Source organism: Pseudomonas putida (assembly GCF_030159595.1).
Taxonomy (GTDB): Bacteria; Pseudomonadota; Gammaproteobacteria; order Pseudomonadales; family Pseudomonadaceae; genus Aquipseudomonas; species Aquipseudomonas putida_AC.
On record NZ_BSKJ01000003.1, the window covers coordinates 312,311 to 327,609 of the forward strand.

The window sequence follows — 15,299 nt, forward strand, 5'->3', positions numbered from 1 at the left end:
AAATCTGACGCGTCAGGCTGTAAGTCATGGAGGGCGTTCGTAATGGCACGTATCCGCACCATCAAGCCTGAGTTCTGGACCAGTGAACAGATCATGGAGTGCTCGGCGATGGCTCGACTCCTGTTCATCGGGATCTGGAACTTCTGCGACGACGCTGGCAACCATCCGATGTCCCCCAAGACCATCAAAGCTCTCGTTTTCCCTGGCGACGACATCACTGCGTTAGCGGTGGAAGGGCTGCTCTCTGAGCTGGTATCGAACCGACTCATCACCATCTACGAGGCGGCATCGAAGCAGTACCTGCACGTCAACGGATGGCACCACCAGAAGATCGATAGACCTACTGTCAAGCACCCTGAATTCGTTGAGCCTTCGCCGAGCGCACCCCGAGAAGTCGGCGAAGGCTCGTCTAGCGGTGATCGAGTCCTCACCCCCGGAAGGGAAGGTAAGGGGAGTAATACACACTCTCCGCGTGAGCCGTTCGCGATGTTCCTCGACTGGATTCCCGACCAGGTTCAGCTTGAGGCTTACGCCAAGCGTTCCGGGGTAGCTATCGAGGAGTTCTCGGAAAAAGCCATTTCGGGTTTTGTCGTCCATCACGACGCGAAGGGGCTGGCCAAAACCGAGAGCCAGTGGATCGCCGACTTGGTCGGCTGGAGAAAGCGCGACCTTGCGAATGCCGCGAAGGTCGTTCCTCTGCGGGCAGGATCTGGTGGCCAGCAGCTCGACGACAGTGATACGTCGTGGATCGAGCAAGGAAGCGCCCAATGAACCCAGTCGCAGTTGTAACTCATGGTCTATGGGCCAAGGTTCAGTCCGGCCAGCACGTCTCTGCTGGATACGAGCTGCCCGATGACGTGAAGGCAGAGCTCAACCGGAAGACAGCGAAGGTGATCAACGATCTGTTCCGTGATCTGCGATCGATCTGCACCGCCTGGAAGCAGGCTTGGCCAGACCAGGCCACATACGACGCGTCCAAGCAGCAATGGCTGACCGCTTTTCTTGAAGCCGGCATCTGCAATCCCGAGCAGTTGCAGTTTGGGCTGATGCGCTGCCGCCAGTCTGGTGCGGCGTTCATTCCTCCGCCCGGTGAGTTCATCCAGTGGTGCCAGCCGTCGCCCGAAATGCTCGGACTCCCAGCATTGGCGACCGCTTTCCGAGAAGCGACTCGCAATGCTCATCCTGCTATGGCAGGCCGGGGCAAGTGGAGTCATGACGCGGTCTGGCATGCAGCCAAGGAGTGCGGCTTCGAGAACCTCAACAAGCTGCCATCCGATGCCGGCTCGAAGCTGTTCGAGCGCAACTACACCATCGCGGTTCGGCGGCTAATGGCCGGTGAGCCGTTGCAGAAGATGCCCCTGGCACTTCCCGCTGAGGTTGCCGCCCGCCGTACCCCGCAAGTCGGAAATTCTGCCCTGGCAGCCCTGCGCTCCCGCTTGGCGGGGCGCTGATCAATCAACCTGCAAGGAGGCGACCCTGTGCGCCAAACAAAACTGACCAAGGCCGCGCGCGGGCGGGAATGCCAGGTGCGTATCCCAGGCGTGTGCAACGGCAACCCGGAGACCACCCTGCTCGCGCACTATCGCTTGGCCGGAACCTGCGGCATTGGCATCAAGCCGAACGACCTGCAGGGTGCTTGGGCTTGCAGCGCCTGCCATAACGCCATCGATTCGCGCAGTAAAACCACTTTCAGCCACGAAGAGCTGCGGTTCATGCATCTGGCAGGCGTGGTTCGAACGCTCGATATCCTCGTGAGCGAAGGGAAGGTGGCCGCATGATGAATCCCACCATGACACTTGCCGGCATCCCGGTCTACGTCAGCGAGCATCTGCCGAAGACCAAGACCGTTCGCTGGAAGACAGAGCGGAAGTGGTGCCACTGGAAGAACGCCCCGGCCCTACGTTATCGCCAGCGCGCCAAAGAAGTCCCTTGCGACACGATGATCATGCTCGGCGGCCGAGTGTTCATCTCCCCTGAAGGCCTAGCAAAGATTAAAGCCCAGCAGAGGAGGCTAGAAAAGTGAAGCAGGCGATCATGAAGCCCGTCCGGCTCAAGAAGCCGAGAGCTAAGCGCGTTGACCGCGAGGGCCAGGAGCAGGCCGCGCTGATGAAGGAAATTGAGCTCCGCTACCCCGACGTGTTCGCGAATCTGCATCACACACCAAACGGTGGTTACCGGAGCAAAGCCGAGGCTGGGCGACTCAAGGCCCAGGGCACCAAGGCAGGCATTCCTGATCTCCAGCTGACCATGGCACGAGGCGGTTATTTCGGCCTGTTCATTGAATTCAAGGCCACCGTGAAACCAGCGGATGTATCCCTCGAACAGCAGGCCTGTATTGGCCGGCTGAACGAGCAAGGCTACCTGGCCGTTGTGTGCCGGGGGCATTTCGACGCCATGGAATGCCTGAGGGCGTACATGGCCCTGCCAAAAACGGAGGTTGCTGCATGACCAACACCGCCGCTGTGAAAATCAGCGATGCAGAGATTCGCCGGCAGGCCGCCGGCCAGGTGCGTGATCTGCGTGCCCTGGGCAACCATGGCCTGTACTTCCGGTTTCACCGGTCCCGCGAGCGCGGGTCTTGGTACCTGATCCATAAGGGCAAGTGGAACCTGATCGGGTCTTACCCAGAACTGAGCGCTGCCAAGGTGGCCGCGGCACTGCCGGATATCCGCCTGCGTCTGGAGGCGGGCGAGGGATCGAGCTTGTCGAGCTGGGTACTGACCGGTGAGCTGCTGGCTTGGTTCGCTGAGCGCATGTCCCGTGACCGCAGCCTGTCGGCAAAGCGCAAAAGCACGGCGGCTTCGGCGATCAAGCAGCACCTGGTGCCGCGCCTTGGCCAAGTGCCTTTGGCTGAGATCGACAAGGCGCTGCTCGACCGCGAGCTGATGTGGCCGCTGCAGGAAGGCCTGTCGATTGACTACGTCCGCTTGGTGTTCCAACTGCTGGCCCTGGCGTTCCGGCAGGCTCTGAAGCTCGGGCTGATCAGCACCAACCCCATGGCCGGCATCCGGTTTGGCGACTTCTCTAAGGCCAAGGTCACGGTCAAACCGTCGCGGCTGCGCGGCGTCCATCTGGGTGAGTTGCTCGCGCATCTGGCCAAGGTGAAAGCCATGCGTGTGGCTGATGGCGTGCTGGCCGTGCTGATGCTCTGCCACGGCACCCGACTGGGCGAAACGCGCCTGGCCCGTTGGAGCCATATCAGCTTGGCCGGGCGGGAGTGGTTCATTCCGGCTGAGCACACCAAGACCGGCGTCGAGCATCGCCTGCCGCTGACTGAGCAGGTGTGTCAGCTGCTGGTCGACTATCGCGAGAGCCAGCAGAAGCAGGGGTACAGCGGCGTCTACCTGTTCCCGGCCAAGTGCGGTCAGCCCATCAGCAGCTCGATGGCCTGTGCCGTGTTCGCCGCTCTGGGGCAGGGGGAATGGACCAGTCACGACCTGCGCAAGCTGGCCCGTACTGGCTGGGCTGACCTGGGGATCGATCACCTGGTGGGCGAACTGCTGATCAACCACGCGATGGGCCACAACGTGAAGGTGTACATCCAGTCCGGCGTCATGGTCCGCAAGCGCGAGGCCTTGGAGGCGTGGCACGCACACCTTGACCAGCATGGATTCGGACTGATTCACGGCTTGACCGGTATTAGATCCGGAGATTCTGGTAATTCCGCCGAGCCCGCGCATGGTAAGGGCTGCAACGACATTGCGGGACCAACCATAAGCGAGGATTCGAAATGACCATTGGCGAATTCGCATACCAGGCCGCGGGCCTGCTGCTGGCCTACTACATCGGCTGGGTTCGCGCTCACTACACGGTCGCCGCCGAGTGCGAGCGCTTGGGCGGCTTCTATGTGGGTAATAAGACCTTCCGTTGCGTGAAGACTGAGGATCCGAAGGAATGAAGAAGAGCCACGGCCCAGCCTTCAAGAAGGCCGTGATCGAGCTGGACAAGTGCCCTTTGTGCCGTGGGAGAGCGGTCACTCAGGGTGTGTTTCACGAACTGCCATGCGGCAACTGCCATGCCTCTGGCTTTGTGGCGGCTGCTACCGGCCAAGCCCTGGCCCTGGATGAACTGGTGACCCAACTCAGCATCAGGCTGCAGGCTGCGACACGGCAGATCGAGCAGTTGAAGAACCCTCAGGCATCCGGGCCTGAGGCGACATATCAGGGAAGCAACCGGCGCGGCGCCGGCGGCACCAACTACACCGGGGATTGATGGGGGAAGGACATGAAAAAACGAACCTACGTAGACAAGGCCCTTGGAGACACAGCGTACATGCTCGAGCAATGGGGCTGGTGGCGCATGGATGGCATGGGCGTGCCGCAGTATGTCTGCCCGCTGTATGCGCTTATGAAGGAACACGCCCCAGCGGAAGGCGGGCTCAAGCAATATGTAATCACGGACGACCTAGCGCTTGCGGTGGACGGCGCCGTAGCCAGGCTGAACAAGCGCAACCTGCAGATGGGAGGCTTCGTCTGGCTGTACTTCGGCGCTAAGTGGCCGGCGCTGCGGATCGCTCACGAGCACAAGATGAGTGAAGCCAAGGCACGCGAGCTGATCAACACAGGAGTGGCCTGGATCGATTGCGCTTTGGAGCAATTGCGCGAGGCCGCATAAAAAGCTTTCCGCGCGGATAAACACCTGTTTTCATAGCAGCGTGTCCAGCTTGCAAGCAACGCGACACATACGAACCCCGGTCAGTGAGCCGGGTTTTTGCGTTTTGGGTTACGACAGATCATTCTCTAGGCTCAATGGAACGAGTGCCTATAGATGAATCACGGAATTGCAGACGAAGTCCATACGCTCTTTGACGCGCTTACGGCGATGTTAGAAGGTGGAGAGTTGGAAGGGGTTACGAAAGGGCTTCCTCTTTGCTCTATCTCTCTCACGGCTGAGCAGACCGAAGAAATCCGAGTGAGGCTTCAGGATAAGCTCCTTGCCGTTGCAAGGGGGGCGGTGCCAGTAGTCTCGGTGGGTAGAGAAGCGGATGCTGGTCAGGCTGGTGATCTACATGTGCACTTCCTCAAACGCTACCAGGCAGAGGAAACCGCGCTTGGGTGGTTTGTAGATGTAGAGGGTGAGTCTTGCTGGTATTTCAAAGTCGCAAATGAGCGGTCTGGCCACAGATTGGCCGAGCTCTTCAACCAGCCAGAGAACCGTCGGAAGCTGGACGCTCATCGATCTGAGGTGGGCGTTGAGGTAGCCTCGTTGACGCTCTGGTTAAACCATATCCGCGATTCTCATGTTGATGTTCTTCAATTTGGGTACAAGAGCACAGGCCAGCTACACCCTGCAGTGCCTGAAATGCAAGACCTGTGTTAACAATCGACGTATTGAAAGGAAGCCCAGCTATTGCGCTGGGCTTTTTCGTATATGCGGATGACGCGCCCAGGCAGCTGGGCTAAGTCGGTAGTGGCGTTCAGTCAAACCCGTGCGGTCACTGATGGACAACGCGATGAGAGTCTGGGGTATGTGACCCAGCGATCCAGACCAGCAAGCCGGGAAAGCTCCGGCCCTCCGCACCCATTCAAGGGCTCGCCATTTCGGTGGGCCTTTTTCGTTTCTGGTAGGCGAAGCACATGAATGCTTTCCACGAATATCGACGCCGCCACAAGTACCTCCTGTGCTTGATCGACGAGCTGCATGGCCAGCTCAGTCTCGCGGAGCCAGTTGAAGGGGCGCGTGTCAGACCTGCCCGCAAGATGTATTTGATCAAGCTTTTCAAGTACAAGCGCCGCGGCAAGGGCATCAGCCTTTTGCGCGCTTGACCCTACACACCCAGCCCTGGCCTTCGCCGGGGCTTTTCGTTTTCGGCTCCACCACACCCATCGCTCCGAGCTGGGAGTGCTGTTGGGGCCGAACCTATTCCGCTCCCCAAAAGGGAGGAATCGAGATGCCAAACATGCCCGAGAAGGATCCTGGCCTGTGGGCCGCTGTACTCACCTGGGTGCTGGCCCATCAGCCTCAGCTGTATGCCGCTGGCTTGTCAGTCGCGATCGCCGTCCTCCGGGTAGTGTATGGCGGCGGCACTCGGCGGCAGATGTTCTTGGAGGGCGCACTTTGCGGCCTCATTACCCTGGCCCTTGTGCCGCTGCTCGAATGGATGGGGCTGCCGCAGGGCATGGCCACCTTTGCTGGCGGCATGGTCGGCTTCATGGGTGTGGAGAAGCTTCGCGGCTACTCCGACCTGTTCCTGTCTCGAAAGGCTCAAGGCTGATGGCCAGGCTCAAGACGCTCGGCTCACGCATCAAGGAGAGCGCAGGGGCGCGGGTCAAGGTGGTCACACTTGGCAGCTGGCGGAGTGGCAGGACCAGCTCCCAGCGTGGCTACGACTACCGGTGGCAGAAGGCGCGAGAGCAGTACCTCCGTGAGAACCCGCTGTGCATCTACTGCGAGCGGAACGGCCGCACAACTGCGGCCAAGGTTGTCGACCACATCATTGCTCACCGTGGAGACACGGTTCTCTTCTGGGATCAGACCAACTGGCAAAGCCTCTGCAAGCCTTGCCACGATTCCGTCAAGCAAGCCGAGGAGGCGGCGGGGCTGGGAGGCTGATACGTCAGCGGATCGCCGAAACCCAGTGCGACGACCTAGATGCACGACAGTGACGTGCTTCGAAAGGGGTAGGGGGGCAAAAGCTAGGGATTCTCATCTAGCTAGACCGCCACCGACCCCATGTAGACATTTTTCTCCCCCCTAAAGGTTTTTGTTAATGGTGTTAACAGACAAACAGCGACAGTTTGTTGACGCTAAGGCCCGGGGCGCGTCAAACAAGGAAGCGGCGGAAGCCGCAGGCAGCAAGCCCTCGACGGCTGCTGCAGCCGGTTCTCGATGGTCCAAAGATCCGAAGATTGCCTCGGCAATCCTGGCTCGCCGGGCAGAGCTCAGTGTTAACCCTGAGCCGAAAAAACGCAGAGGCAAAGCGAGTGTTGGTGAGCCTGCAGAGGACATTGCCGAGCTCAACGAAGCCGACGGCGAGTTCCTAAGCTGCCTGCCATCCACTGATGATCCGCTGGTCTGGTTGCTTGCGTTGATGAACGAGCCCCGGGCGAAAGTCTTCGACCGGCGCAACGCTGCGCAGACCGCTGTGCCCTATATCCACGGCAAGAAGGCTGAGGCGGGCAAGAAGGAGCAGAAGGCGGAGGCCGCGAAGGAGGCGAGCAAAGGCAAGTACTCTCAGAGCAAACCACCCCTCACTGTCGTCAAGAGGTGACACATGCTTTGGACTACGGCCTGCCCAGACTGGTGGCGGCGCCTGGCTGCCAGCGAATCAATCATCCCTGAACCGCTTTTCCCCCAGGAAGCCGAAGAGAGTCTTGAGGTTTTCAAGGGGCTTCGCATTGTCGATGCCCCAGGCAGCCCAACCATTGAAAGCGCATGTGCTCCGTGGGTACTGGCTTTCGCAGGGGCTGTGTTCGGCAGCTACAACAGCGAGACCGGTGAGCGCCTCATTCGGGAGTTCATGCTTTGCATCCCGAAGAAGAACAGCAAGTCGACCATCGCCGCCGCGATCATGCTGACGGCCCTGGTCCGAAATTGGCGCATGTCAGCCGAGTTCATCATCCTCGCCCCGACTAAAGAGATTGCCGACAACGCCTTCGTGCCGGCGAAGGACATGGTCAACAACGACGATGAGCTGAAGGACCTGCTGCATGTGCAGCCCCATCTTCGGTTGATCACTCACCGTGAGACCGGCGCCACGCTGAAGGTGGTCGCCGCCGACAGTGACGTGGTGGGTGGCAAGAAGGCCGTTGGCGTGCTGATCGATGAGGCCTGGCTGTTCGGCAAAAACCCGAAAGCTGCTGACATGATTCGAGAGGCCACTGGCGGCCTGCTGTCCAGGCCTGAAGGCTTCGTCATCTGGCTGACCACGCAATCGAACGAGCCTCCGGCTGGAGTGTTCCGGTCGAAGCTGAACTATGCCCGCGGCGTGCGCGATGGTCGCATCAACGACAATCGCTTCTTGCCGATCATCTACGAATTCTCGAAGGAGATGATCGACAGCGGTGCAGCCCGCAGGCCGGAGAACTTTCACCTGGTGAATCCCAACATGGGGTTCTCGGTGGATCGACCAACGCTTGAGCGGTTGTTCATGCAGGCGGAGATCGACGGTGAAGCAGAGCTGCGTGGCTTTCTGGCTAAGCACCTGAACATTGAGATCGGCCTTGCCCTGATGTCCGACGCTTGGGTCGGTGCTGAGTTCTGGGAGCCCCAAGGCGCTACTTGGCTCAGTCTGGACGAAATACTGAAGCGGTGTGAGGTGATCGATGTTGGCGGTGACGGTGGAGGTCTTGACGATTTGCTTGGCCTAGCAGTCCTAGGGCGGGAGACGGGGTCGCGTAGGTGGTTCCACTGGGCTCATGCCTGGGCCCACCCTTCAGTGCTTGAACGGCGCAAGTCGGAAGCACCACGACTGAAAGACCTCGAGTCAGCTGGTGATCTGACCATCGTGAAAAGGATCGGCGACGACGTTGAGCAGTTCGCAGCCATCGTGGCACGCATCAATGAGACGGGCCTACTGGACAAGGTTGGGCTCGACCCGGCTGGCATCGGGTCTGTGCTGGACGCCTTGGCTGATGTCGGTGTCGAGGAAGACAAGATCGTCGGTATCTCACAGGGCTGGAAGCTCACTGGTGCAATCAAGACGACAGAGAGAAAACTGGCGGAAGGCACCCTATTGCATTGCGGTCAGCCGCTCATGGCCTGGTCATGCGGTAATGCCAAAGGCGTGCCGTCGGCTAACGCCTTCCTGATCAACAAACAGGCCTCGGGCACCGCCAAGATTGACCCATTGATGGCCACATTCAACGCCGTTTCACTGCTCAGCCTCAATCCAGAAGGTCGCGGGGGAATGGACAACTTCATGGCTGGTATTCGGGACCCACTGATCGCATGAACGCATTCCATATTTTCATCGGCTGCGCAGTGGTCGCTTTCTGCCTTGCATGCGGCGGGGTCTGGCTGTTGGCTGGTACCGGGTGGGCTTTGCTGGCGGGATCACTGAGCTTCTTCTGCATCGCCGGCTTCATCCGCAGAGGGCTTGTCAGTGATTAAAACCCTATCCCAGGCATTAGGCGCTGCTGCTACCAAGCCCTCAGCCAGTATGAGTGAATGGCTGGGCAAGACTATCAAGCTTTCGGATGGAGGTTTCTGGAGTGCCTTTAACGGCGCCCAGTCCAGTAGTGGTAAGTCAGTCAGCGTCGACAAGGCCATGCGCTTGTCCACCGTGTGGGCATGTGTCCGCATCATCTCGACCTCGGTAGCCGGTTTGCCGTTGAGCATCTACCGGCGGATGCCCGATGGTAGCCGAGAGAGTGCCCGCGATTTCCCGCTCTACGATGTGGTGCACAACAGCCCCAACGAAGACATGGCTGCCTTCCATTTCTGGCAGGCAGTCGTCGCCTCGATGCTGCTGTGGGGTAACGCCTACTGCGAGATCCATCGCTCTGCCGGGCGCGTCATCGCCCTGGACTTCCTGATGCCGTCGAGAGTCGACCTTGAGTTCGACGACGATGGACGACTCAGGTATTTCTTTAGGCCCCGAAAGGGAGCCCGCCGAGAGATCCAGCGGCAGGACATGCTGCACATCCCAGCCTTCACCCTGGATGGGCGAGTCGGCCTTTCTGCTATTCGGTACGGCGCAGATGTGTTCGGTTCTGCGATGTCTGCAGACGATGCCGCCAACAGTACGTTCCGCAACGGCATGATGCCCACAGTCGCGTTTTCGGTCGACAAGACGCTAAACCCCGCTCAGCGCGTCGAGTTTCGTGAGTACGTGAAGACGATCTCCGGGGCGTTGAATGCCGGCAAGAGCCCTGTGCTTGAGCAAGGTGTGAAGCCTGAAATGATCGGTATCAACCCTGCTGATGCGCAGCTGCTGGAGTCGAGAGGGCACAGCATCGAGGAAATCTGCCGCTGGTTCGGCGTCCCACCTTGGATGGTGATGAAGACCGACAAGGGCAGCAACTGGGGCACCGGCCTGGAGCAGCAGCAGATTGCGTTTCTCACGTACTGCATCATGTCCTTCACGGCGCCGATCGAGCAGTGCGTGAACAAGTGGTGCATGACGGCGGTTGACCGGATCAAGTTTTACGCCGAGTACTCACTTGAAGCGTTCCTGCGTGCGGACAGCGCCGGTCGGGCGGCCTATCTCAGCACGATGGGGCAGAACGGCTACATGACCCGAAACGAGGGTCGGCGGAAAGAAAACCTTCCGAGCATGCCGGGTGGCGATGTACTGACCGTGCAATCCAACCTGGTGCCACTTGACCAGCTGGGCAAGCAAAACGATAGCCAGGCCGCAAGGGCCGCTCTGATGAACTGGCTCCAACAGCCGGAAAAGTAAATCACGGGAGTAATCCATGAAGCACAAGATCCAGTCTCGCGGCCTGCGCAGCGAGATGAGCCCGCGCGCGCTCGACAAATGGAATCCCGCGATCCAGGCGGCCGTTGAAAACACCTCGGACACCATCACGGTGTACGGGGTGATTGGTGAAGACTGGTACGGCGAGGGCGTCACGCTGAAACGAATCGATGCCGCTCTGCGGGCCATCGGTGAGCGAGATGTGACCGTCTACATCAACTCGCCAGGCGGCGACATGTTCGAAGGCATTGCCATTTACAACCGACTGCAAGAGCACAGCCATCAGGTCACCACCAAGGTGCTCGGCATGGCGGCCAGCGCTGCTTCGATTGTTTTCCTCGCTGGGACGAAGCGAGAGGTGGCCACCAGCGCCTTCCTCATGATCCACAACTGCTGGACTTGGCTCGCCGGCAATCGCAACTACCTCCGCGACATTGCCAACGACATGGAGGAGTTCGATGCGGCGATGGCTGACCTCTATGCCGAGACCAGCGGGCAGTCGACTGAAGACATGGCCGAGCTGATGGACGACGAGACTTACATCCGCGGCAAGCGTGCCGTAGAGCTTGGTCTGGCCACTGGGCTGTTGTCGTCCACTGAGGTTACCGAGCGCGAAACCGAAGACTCCGCCCAGGCCAATGCGCTCAAGGCCATGGATGTAGCCCTGGCCAAGGGCGGCATGACTCGCTCCGAGCGCCGCGAGTTGTTCGCCAATTTCAAGTCCGGCATGCCTCGCGCTGCCGGCGGGGGCACGCATAACGCTGCCCCGTCCGATAAGCCCAGCGCTTTCGCGCCAGACCTCTCCGCCTCTCTGAGCGCGGCAACCAATCTCCTCAATTCTTTGGATGGAAAATGACCATGAGCTACGAAGCCCAAGTCGAAGAACTCAACAAAAACCTGAAGGCTATTGGCGACAAGATCAAAGCCCAAGGCGAGGCGGCCGAGAAACAGATCAAGGCCTCCGGCGAGATGAACGCCGAAACCCGCGCCAAGGTCGACGAGCTGCTGACCAAGCAGGGCGAGCTGAACGCCCGCCTCGGCGAGGCCGAGCAGAAGCTGGTGAACGCAAGCCGGGATCGCAACCATCAGGAGGAACCGCAGAAATCGGTAGGTGCCCTCGTGATCGAAAGCGAGGAAATGAAGGACATGAACTCGTCCTTCCGCGGCTCTCGTCGTGTCTCCGTGCCGCGCGCGGCGATCACCACCGCAACCGGCGGTGACCTGGTGCAGACTCAGCGCTTGCCGGGGATCATTGCCCCGCCTCAACGCCGACTGACCGTACGCGACCTGGTTGCACCGGGCACCACCGAATCGAACTCCATCGAGTACGTGCGTGAAACCGGCTTCACCAACAACGCCCGTACTGTGGCGGAGACCACGGCCAAGCCGTATTCCGACCTGACGTTCGGCCTGACCACTGCGAACGTGCGGACCATCGCCCACTTGTTCAAAGCCAGCCGCCAGATGCTGGACGATGCCAAGGCACTCCAGAGCTATATCGACGGTCGTGCACGCTATGGCCTCAACATGGCGGAAGAAGCTCAGCTGCTTTATGGCAATGGCACCGGCGTGAACCTGCAAGGCCTTATGACCGTTGCTCAACTGTACGCCGCCCCGGCTGGCGTAGCCGTAGTGGGCGAGCAGCGCATTGACCGCCTGCGCCTGGCGCTGCTGCAGGCCGAACTGGCCGAATTCCCATCCGACGGCATCGTGCTCAACCCGATCGACTGGGCCGCTATTGAGCTGACCAAGGACGGAGAAGGCCGCTACATCATCGGCCAGCCTCAGGAAGGCACCAGCGCGAAGCTCTGGAATCGCCCTGTGGTTTCTACCCAGGCCATGACACAGAACGACTTCCTCGTCGGTGCGTTCAAGCTTGGCGCCCAGATCTTCGACCGCATGGAAATCGAAGTGCTGATCTCGACCGAGAACAGTGATGACTTCGAGAAAAATATGGCAACGATTCGTGCTGAAGAGCGCCTGGCCTTCGCCATCTACCGCGATGAAGCGTTCGTTACTGGTCCGCTGATCACTCCTTAATTCCTTGCGCTGGGGCGTCAGGAATGGCGCCCTACAGGAGTATTCCCATGGCACGTAAACAGGAAAAACCAGAGTCCACGGTTGAGCCGAAGGATACTGCCTCGACCACTGAATCGAGCGGCAGCCAGCCTCAAGATGGAGCATTGTCCCTTTCGCCTGGTGAAGTCGCCTCGCCAAATCCTGGCGAGGCGGGCGCCTCCGCAGCTGACTCAGGCTTGGGCGCAGAGCAGACACCGCCAGAAGCACCGGAAGAGTCGGGGGCCGGATCTGGCGTCGCTGCAGGCGACCTGGGCGCCAGTGCCGGAGCTGCTGCTACGGAAGCGGGGCCATCGGTCGGTGAAGGCCAGGGCGGGCCGACGGTGATCGAGGCTGGCGACGATACCGACCAGCCAGCTGCAGAGGATCTGGTTGCAGCTAACCCAAATCCAGTGACTCTTCAGATTTACCCGATGCGGTCCTACATGGATGAGGGCGAGCTGCGCCGCCGGGGCGGTCCGGCCTATGTGGTGCCACGCAGGCACGCAGAGGAGCTTGTGCGGCGAAAGTTGGCATCGCTCGAACCGCTGAAGGAGTGAAGACATGCCGGTGATCAGTTTGACCACTGCCCGTCATCACCTGCGAGACCCTGACGATGATGACGAGTACCTGGAGCTTCTGATCGAGGCAGCAGAGGGGCAGGCCATGGACTATCTGAACCGCCACTTTTACGTCGACCAGCAGGCGCTGGATGAGGCAGTCGCCACCGGGGATGCTGGCGAGTCTCCCATGGTCTGCAACAAGCAGATCAAGGCAGCCTGTTTGCTGATCCTCGGCCACCTTTATGCCAACCGTGAGGACGTTGTGACCGGGACCATCGCCACTGAAATTCCGAGAGGATCGGTGGCACTCCTGATTCCACATCGGATTGGGTGGGGGGTATGAGGGCCGGACCGCTGCGTCATCTGTTCAAGGTGTCCTTCCCTCAGGAGGAACGCAACAAATCAGGGGGCGCCACGGTGACGTGGCTGCCAGCAGTACGCCCTGACATGTGGGGCGAACTCCGAACTCCCACCGGTCGAGTCGCGCCGATTGCTGAAAAGCTGCAGGCCGTCGTCACTGCCGAGATCATTGCCCGACCCCGGGCCGATATTGTGGCTGGCTGGCGTGTTACTCGGCGCGGGGTCACCTACAAGGTAGAAGCGGTTCTGCCTGATAACGAAAACACGCTGATGAGACTTCTGTGCTCATCCGTCCCAAATCCATGAGGTGGAACATGAAAATCCGAGCATTGGGCCCGTTGACGGGCGCATCTGGTGAGCGCGAGAAGGGCGAAGAGTTCGAAGTGACCAAGGAGCAGGGCGAGGGCCTGATTGCCCGCGGTTACGCCGAAGCCGTCACCGACAAGGCTGCGAAGCCCGCGAAGGCTGATCCGGCCAAGGAGTAGGGTATGGCCCGCCGGTCGAGCATTCGCGGCGATATCCGGCTGCGCCGGACGCTTCGCAACATTCACAAGACGATGGATAACGAGTTGCAGCCCGCGATGCTGGAGGCCGCGAACCGCATCCTCGAAACCCAGCGAGAGTTGATGCCCAAGGACACCGGAGCGGCCGCTGCAGCGCTCAGGGTTTACGTTTCGCCCAGCGGTTTAGATGCCCAGATCGGCATTCGTGGCAAGCGCGACAACCGGCGGTTCTTTTACCTGCGCTTCATCGAGTACGGCACCAAGGGCTATACCGGCGGCAAGCGGGCCGGTGATCGCAACCGGCGTGTCACCAACAAAAGCGACGGCACCCACTTCTTCGGCAAGTTCCCGGATATCCCGGCCAGGCCGGCCCATCCATGGCTGCGTCCATCTATCCAGGTCAACCGGGAGTATGTCATGGCTGACATCGAGGCCGCCGTGAGCCGCACGCTGCGCAAGGCAAGCCAGGGGGTAGGCAATGGCTGATCCATCACTGGCCTTGCAGGAGGCCATCTTTGCCAGGCTCCAGGCCGAGGTCAGCTGCCCGATCTACGACGGCGCGCCGCTGAACGCCGAGATGCCGTACGTCTCAATCGACCGGGAGGTCTCAGTCAACAGAAGCCCGATCTCGGGCCGCAAGCGCGAAACACGGCTGCTGTACCTGTCCGTCTGGTCCGATGCAGTGGGTCAAGCTGAGGTCAAACGCATCAACGGCGAGGTTATCGCCGCCCTGGATGAGCGCCGGCTGCCGCTGGAAGTCGGCCGCGCCGTCTCCGTTCGGGTCGAGCAGGCCGACGCCCAGCGTGATGCCGACGGCATCACCTATCAGGGCTCGATCACCGTCCGCGTGATCACCACCCACTAAATCAACCACTGGCCGCGCTGCGGCTTCTATCCAACATGGCTTTGGAGGATCACCCATGCCCGCAGAAGACAACCTCAATACAGCCGCCGGCTGCCGCCTCTTCATTGGCGGAAAGACCGGTGCGACTACCAAAACCGAGTTCGAGGCCGACACCTATGTGCGCGTTGGTGAAATCGAAGACCTCGGCGAGTTCGGCGACACCTTCAGCAGCGTGACCTTCACGTCGCTCGAGGATGGCCGTGTGCGCAAGTACAAGGGTACGGCTGACGCCGGCGACATGACCCTCACAGTGGGCCTGGATAACGGTGACGCCGGCCAGAACGCGGTGAAGACCGCTCACAAAGACCGCAGCAAGGGTGACTACAACATCAAGGTGACCCTGAATGACGGCGACCCTGATGCCTCGCCGGCCATCAGCCCGACCACGTTCTACTACCGGGCAAAGGTCATGAACAACACCGTGGCCGCCGGTGCCGCTGACAATGTGGTCCGCCGCAACATCACCCTGGGCATCAACTCGGAAATCCTCGAGCTGCTGCCGGCCCCTGTAACCCCATAAGTGCCCGGGGCTACGGCCCCGGCCTCACAGGACC

Annotated in this window: 26 protein-coding genes; all 26 read left to right on the forward strand. The window is 60.4% G+C overall.

The genetic code is table 11. The annotated features are described in order from the left end of the window. Positions 1 to 42: 42 nt before the first annotated feature. The 26 genes from QQL85_RS08780 to QQL85_RS08905 all read left to right on the forward strand — a co-directional run bounded on the left by QQL85_RS08780 (position 43) and on the right by QQL85_RS08905 (position 15,265). A complete protein-coding gene (locus QQL85_RS08780; protein ID WP_284355755.1) occupies positions 43 to 771 on the forward strand; it encodes a DnaT-like ssDNA-binding domain-containing protein in 729 nt (242 codons plus the stop codon). Beyond that, positions 768 to 1,451, forward strand: coding sequence for a replication protein P (locus QQL85_RS08785; protein ID WP_284355754.1), 684 nt, complete (start codon positions 768 to 770; stop codon positions 1,449 to 1,451). The genes QQL85_RS08780 and QQL85_RS08785 overlap by 4 nt, the downstream gene beginning before the upstream one ends. Positions 1,452 to 1,478: 27 nt before the next feature. Continuing rightward, complete coding sequence (locus QQL85_RS08790) at positions 1,479 to 1,778, forward strand: DUF1364 domain-containing protein (RefSeq protein WP_284355753.1); 300 nt, start codon at positions 1,479 to 1,481, stop codon at positions 1,776 to 1,778. Then, the gene (locus QQL85_RS08795; RefSeq protein WP_284355752.1) at positions 1,775 to 2,023 is read left to right on the forward strand and encodes a hypothetical protein; all 249 of its coding nucleotides are present in this window, start codon (positions 1,775 to 1,777) and stop codon (positions 2,021 to 2,023) included. Before QQL85_RS08790 ends, QQL85_RS08795 begins: the two co-directional genes overlap by 4 nt. Next, entirely contained in the window at positions 2,020 to 2,448 is a 429-nt protein-coding gene (locus QQL85_RS08800; RefSeq protein WP_284355751.1) for a VRR-NUC domain-containing protein, read from the forward strand. Before QQL85_RS08795 ends, QQL85_RS08800 begins: the two co-directional genes overlap by 4 nt. Continuing rightward, positions 2,445 to 3,734, forward strand: a complete 1,290-nt coding sequence (locus QQL85_RS08805) for a tyrosine-type recombinase/integrase (protein ID WP_284355750.1) — start codon at positions 2,445 to 2,447, stop codon at positions 3,732 to 3,734. Before QQL85_RS08800 ends, QQL85_RS08805 begins: the two co-directional genes overlap by 4 nt. Then, a complete protein-coding gene (locus tag QQL85_RS08810; RefSeq protein WP_284355749.1) occupies positions 3,731 to 3,898 on the forward strand; it encodes a hypothetical protein in 168 nt (55 codons plus the stop codon). The genes QQL85_RS08805 and QQL85_RS08810 overlap by 4 nt, the downstream gene beginning before the upstream one ends. Continuing rightward, on the forward strand, positions 3,895 to 4,212 hold the full coding sequence (locus QQL85_RS08815; protein WP_284355748.1) for a hypothetical protein: 318 nt from the start codon (positions 3,895 to 3,897) through the stop codon (positions 4,210 to 4,212). The genes QQL85_RS08810 and QQL85_RS08815 overlap by 4 nt, the downstream gene beginning before the upstream one ends. 12 nt (positions 4,213 to 4,224) lie before the next feature. Further along, positions 4,225 to 4,614, forward strand: coding sequence for an antiterminator Q family protein (locus QQL85_RS08820; protein ID WP_284355747.1), 390 nt, complete (start codon positions 4,225 to 4,227; stop codon positions 4,612 to 4,614). Between the two features lie 153 nt (positions 4,615 to 4,767). Continuing rightward, positions 4,768 to 5,319, forward strand: coding sequence for a hypothetical protein (locus QQL85_RS08825; RefSeq protein ID WP_284355746.1), 552 nt, complete (start codon positions 4,768 to 4,770; stop codon positions 5,317 to 5,319). A 257-nt stretch (positions 5,320 to 5,576) separates the two neighbouring features. Beyond that, entirely contained in the window at positions 5,577 to 5,765 is a 189-nt protein-coding gene (locus QQL85_RS08830; protein WP_284355745.1) for a hypothetical protein, read from the forward strand. Positions 5,766 to 5,890: 125 nt separating this feature from the next. After that, the gene (locus tag QQL85_RS08835; protein ID WP_010952643.1) at positions 5,891 to 6,214 is read left to right on the forward strand and encodes a phage holin, lambda family; all 324 of its coding nucleotides are present in this window, start codon (positions 5,891 to 5,893) and stop codon (positions 6,212 to 6,214) included. Further along, positions 6,214 to 6,552 carry an HNH endonuclease gene (locus QQL85_RS08840; RefSeq protein ID WP_284355744.1) on the forward strand — a complete coding sequence of 113 codons (339 nt, stop codon included), beginning with the start codon at positions 6,214 to 6,216 and terminating at the stop codon, positions 6,550 to 6,552. Before QQL85_RS08835 ends, QQL85_RS08840 begins: the two co-directional genes overlap by 1 nt. Positions 6,553 to 6,709: 157 nt before the next feature. Next, positions 6,710 to 7,210 (forward strand): terminase small subunit, encoded by a 501-nt coding sequence (locus QQL85_RS08845; RefSeq protein ID WP_284355743.1) that lies wholly within the window; start codon positions 6,710 to 6,712, stop codon positions 7,208 to 7,210. A 3-nt stretch (positions 7,211 to 7,213) separates the two neighbouring features. Beyond that, a complete protein-coding gene (locus tag QQL85_RS08850; RefSeq protein ID WP_284355742.1) occupies positions 7,214 to 8,893 on the forward strand; it encodes a terminase large subunit in 1,680 nt (559 codons plus the stop codon). After that, positions 8,890 to 9,051, forward strand: a complete 162-nt coding sequence (locus QQL85_RS08855) for a hypothetical protein (RefSeq protein ID WP_284355741.1) — start codon at positions 8,890 to 8,892, stop codon at positions 9,049 to 9,051. Before QQL85_RS08850 ends, QQL85_RS08855 begins: the two co-directional genes overlap by 4 nt. Beyond that, positions 9,044 to 10,342 carry a phage portal protein gene (locus QQL85_RS08860; protein WP_086975819.1) on the forward strand — a complete coding sequence of 433 codons (1,299 nt, stop codon included), beginning with the start codon at positions 9,044 to 9,046 and terminating at the stop codon, positions 10,340 to 10,342. The genes QQL85_RS08855 and QQL85_RS08860 overlap by 8 nt, the downstream gene beginning before the upstream one ends. Before the next feature lie 16 nt (positions 10,343 to 10,358). Further along, entirely contained in the window at positions 10,359 to 11,216 is an 858-nt protein-coding gene (locus QQL85_RS08865) for a head maturation protease, ClpP-related (RefSeq protein WP_284355740.1), read from the forward strand. 2 nt (positions 11,217 to 11,218) lie between these two features. Then, positions 11,219 to 12,400, forward strand: coding sequence for a phage major capsid protein (locus QQL85_RS08870; RefSeq protein WP_284355739.1), 1,182 nt, complete (start codon positions 11,219 to 11,221; stop codon positions 12,398 to 12,400). Positions 12,401 to 12,447: 47 nt separating this feature from the next. Then, positions 12,448 to 12,975 carry a hypothetical protein gene (locus QQL85_RS08875; RefSeq protein WP_284355738.1) on the forward strand — a complete coding sequence of 176 codons (528 nt, stop codon included), beginning with the start codon at positions 12,448 to 12,450 and terminating at the stop codon, positions 12,973 to 12,975. Positions 12,976 to 12,979: 4 nt separating this feature from the next. Beyond that, positions 12,980 to 13,321, forward strand: coding sequence for a head-tail connector protein (locus QQL85_RS08880; protein ID WP_284355737.1), 342 nt, complete (start codon positions 12,980 to 12,982; stop codon positions 13,319 to 13,321). After that, on the forward strand, positions 13,318 to 13,644 hold the full coding sequence (locus tag QQL85_RS08885) for a phage head closure protein (RefSeq protein WP_284355736.1): 327 nt from the start codon (positions 13,318 to 13,320) through the stop codon (positions 13,642 to 13,644). The genes QQL85_RS08880 and QQL85_RS08885 overlap by 4 nt, the downstream gene beginning before the upstream one ends. A gap of 8 nt (positions 13,645 to 13,652) precedes the next feature. Beyond that, on the forward strand, positions 13,653 to 13,823 hold the full coding sequence (locus QQL85_RS08890) for a hypothetical protein (RefSeq protein ID WP_019471621.1): 171 nt from the start codon (positions 13,653 to 13,655) through the stop codon (positions 13,821 to 13,823). 3 nt (positions 13,824 to 13,826) lie between these two features. After that, entirely contained in the window at positions 13,827 to 14,327 is a 501-nt protein-coding gene (locus tag QQL85_RS08895; RefSeq protein ID WP_284355735.1) for an HK97 gp10 family phage protein, read from the forward strand. Continuing rightward, positions 14,320 to 14,706: a DUF3168 domain-containing protein gene (locus QQL85_RS08900; protein WP_284355734.1), complete on the forward strand. Its 387-nt coding sequence runs from the start codon at positions 14,320 to 14,322 to the stop codon at positions 14,704 to 14,706. Before QQL85_RS08895 ends, QQL85_RS08900 begins: the two co-directional genes overlap by 8 nt. A gap of 55 nt (positions 14,707 to 14,761) precedes the next feature. Further along, a complete protein-coding gene (locus QQL85_RS08905; RefSeq protein WP_105948376.1) occupies positions 14,762 to 15,265 on the forward strand; it encodes a hypothetical protein in 504 nt (167 codons plus the stop codon). Positions 15,266 to 15,299 lie beyond the last annotated feature (34 nt).

Excerpts from the sequence above, each read along its gene's own strand:
- QQL85_RS08825 (WP_284355746.1), top strand. The coding sequence starts at position 4,768 with ATGAATCACGGAATTGCAGACGAAGTCCATACGCTCTTTGACGCGCTT.
- QQL85_RS08810 (WP_284355749.1), top strand. The coding sequence starts at position 3,731 with ATGACCATTGGCGAATTCGCATACCAGGCCGCGGGCCTGCTGCTGGCC.
- QQL85_RS08830 (WP_284355745.1), top strand. The coding sequence starts at position 5,577 with ATGAATGCTTTCCACGAATATCGACGCCGCCACAAGTACCTCCTGTGC.
- QQL85_RS08845 (WP_284355743.1), top strand. The coding sequence starts at position 6,710 with ATGGTGTTAACAGACAAACAGCGACAGTTTGTTGACGCTAAGGCCCGG.
- QQL85_RS08795 (WP_284355752.1), top strand. The coding sequence starts at position 1,775 with ATGATGAATCCCACCATGACACTTGCCGGCATCCCGGTCTACGTCAGC.
- QQL85_RS08880 (WP_284355737.1), top strand. The coding sequence starts at position 12,980 with ATGCCGGTGATCAGTTTGACCACTGCCCGTCATCACCTGCGAGACCCT.
- QQL85_RS08835 (WP_010952643.1), top strand. The coding sequence starts at position 5,891 with ATGCCAAACATGCCCGAGAAGGATCCTGGCCTGTGGGCCGCTGTACTC.
- QQL85_RS08875 (WP_284355738.1), top strand. The coding sequence starts at position 12,448 with ATGGCACGTAAACAGGAAAAACCAGAGTCCACGGTTGAGCCGAAGGAT.
- QQL85_RS08890 (WP_019471621.1), top strand. The coding sequence starts at position 13,653 with ATGAAAATCCGAGCATTGGGCCCGTTGACGGGCGCATCTGGTGAGCGC.
- QQL85_RS08840 (WP_284355744.1), top strand. The coding sequence starts at position 6,214 with ATGGCCAGGCTCAAGACGCTCGGCTCACGCATCAAGGAGAGCGCAGGG.
- QQL85_RS08855 (WP_284355741.1), top strand. The coding sequence starts at position 8,890 with ATGAACGCATTCCATATTTTCATCGGCTGCGCAGTGGTCGCTTTCTGC.
- QQL85_RS08850 (WP_284355742.1), top strand. The coding sequence starts at position 7,214 with ATGCTTTGGACTACGGCCTGCCCAGACTGGTGGCGGCGCCTGGCTGCC.
- QQL85_RS08805 (WP_284355750.1), top strand. The coding sequence starts at position 2,445 with ATGACCAACACCGCCGCTGTGAAAATCAGCGATGCAGAGATTCGCCGG.
- QQL85_RS08815 (WP_284355748.1), top strand. The coding sequence starts at position 3,895 with ATGAAGAAGAGCCACGGCCCAGCCTTCAAGAAGGCCGTGATCGAGCTG.
- QQL85_RS08895 (WP_284355735.1), top strand. The coding sequence starts at position 13,827 with ATGGCCCGCCGGTCGAGCATTCGCGGCGATATCCGGCTGCGCCGGACG.
- QQL85_RS08905 (WP_105948376.1), top strand. The coding sequence starts at position 14,762 with ATGCCCGCAGAAGACAACCTCAATACAGCCGCCGGCTGCCGCCTCTTC.
- QQL85_RS08820 (WP_284355747.1), top strand. The coding sequence starts at position 4,225 with ATGAAAAAACGAACCTACGTAGACAAGGCCCTTGGAGACACAGCGTAC.
- QQL85_RS08780 (WP_284355755.1), top strand. The coding sequence starts at position 43 with ATGGCACGTATCCGCACCATCAAGCCTGAGTTCTGGACCAGTGAACAG.
- QQL85_RS08885 (WP_284355736.1), top strand. The coding sequence starts at position 13,318 with ATGAGGGCCGGACCGCTGCGTCATCTGTTCAAGGTGTCCTTCCCTCAG.
- QQL85_RS08785 (WP_284355754.1), top strand. The coding sequence starts at position 768 with ATGAACCCAGTCGCAGTTGTAACTCATGGTCTATGGGCCAAGGTTCAG.
- QQL85_RS08870 (WP_284355739.1), top strand. The coding sequence starts at position 11,219 with ATGAGCTACGAAGCCCAAGTCGAAGAACTCAACAAAAACCTGAAGGCT.
- QQL85_RS08900 (WP_284355734.1), top strand. The coding sequence starts at position 14,320 with ATGGCTGATCCATCACTGGCCTTGCAGGAGGCCATCTTTGCCAGGCTC.
- QQL85_RS08865 (WP_284355740.1), top strand. The coding sequence starts at position 10,359 with ATGAAGCACAAGATCCAGTCTCGCGGCCTGCGCAGCGAGATGAGCCCG.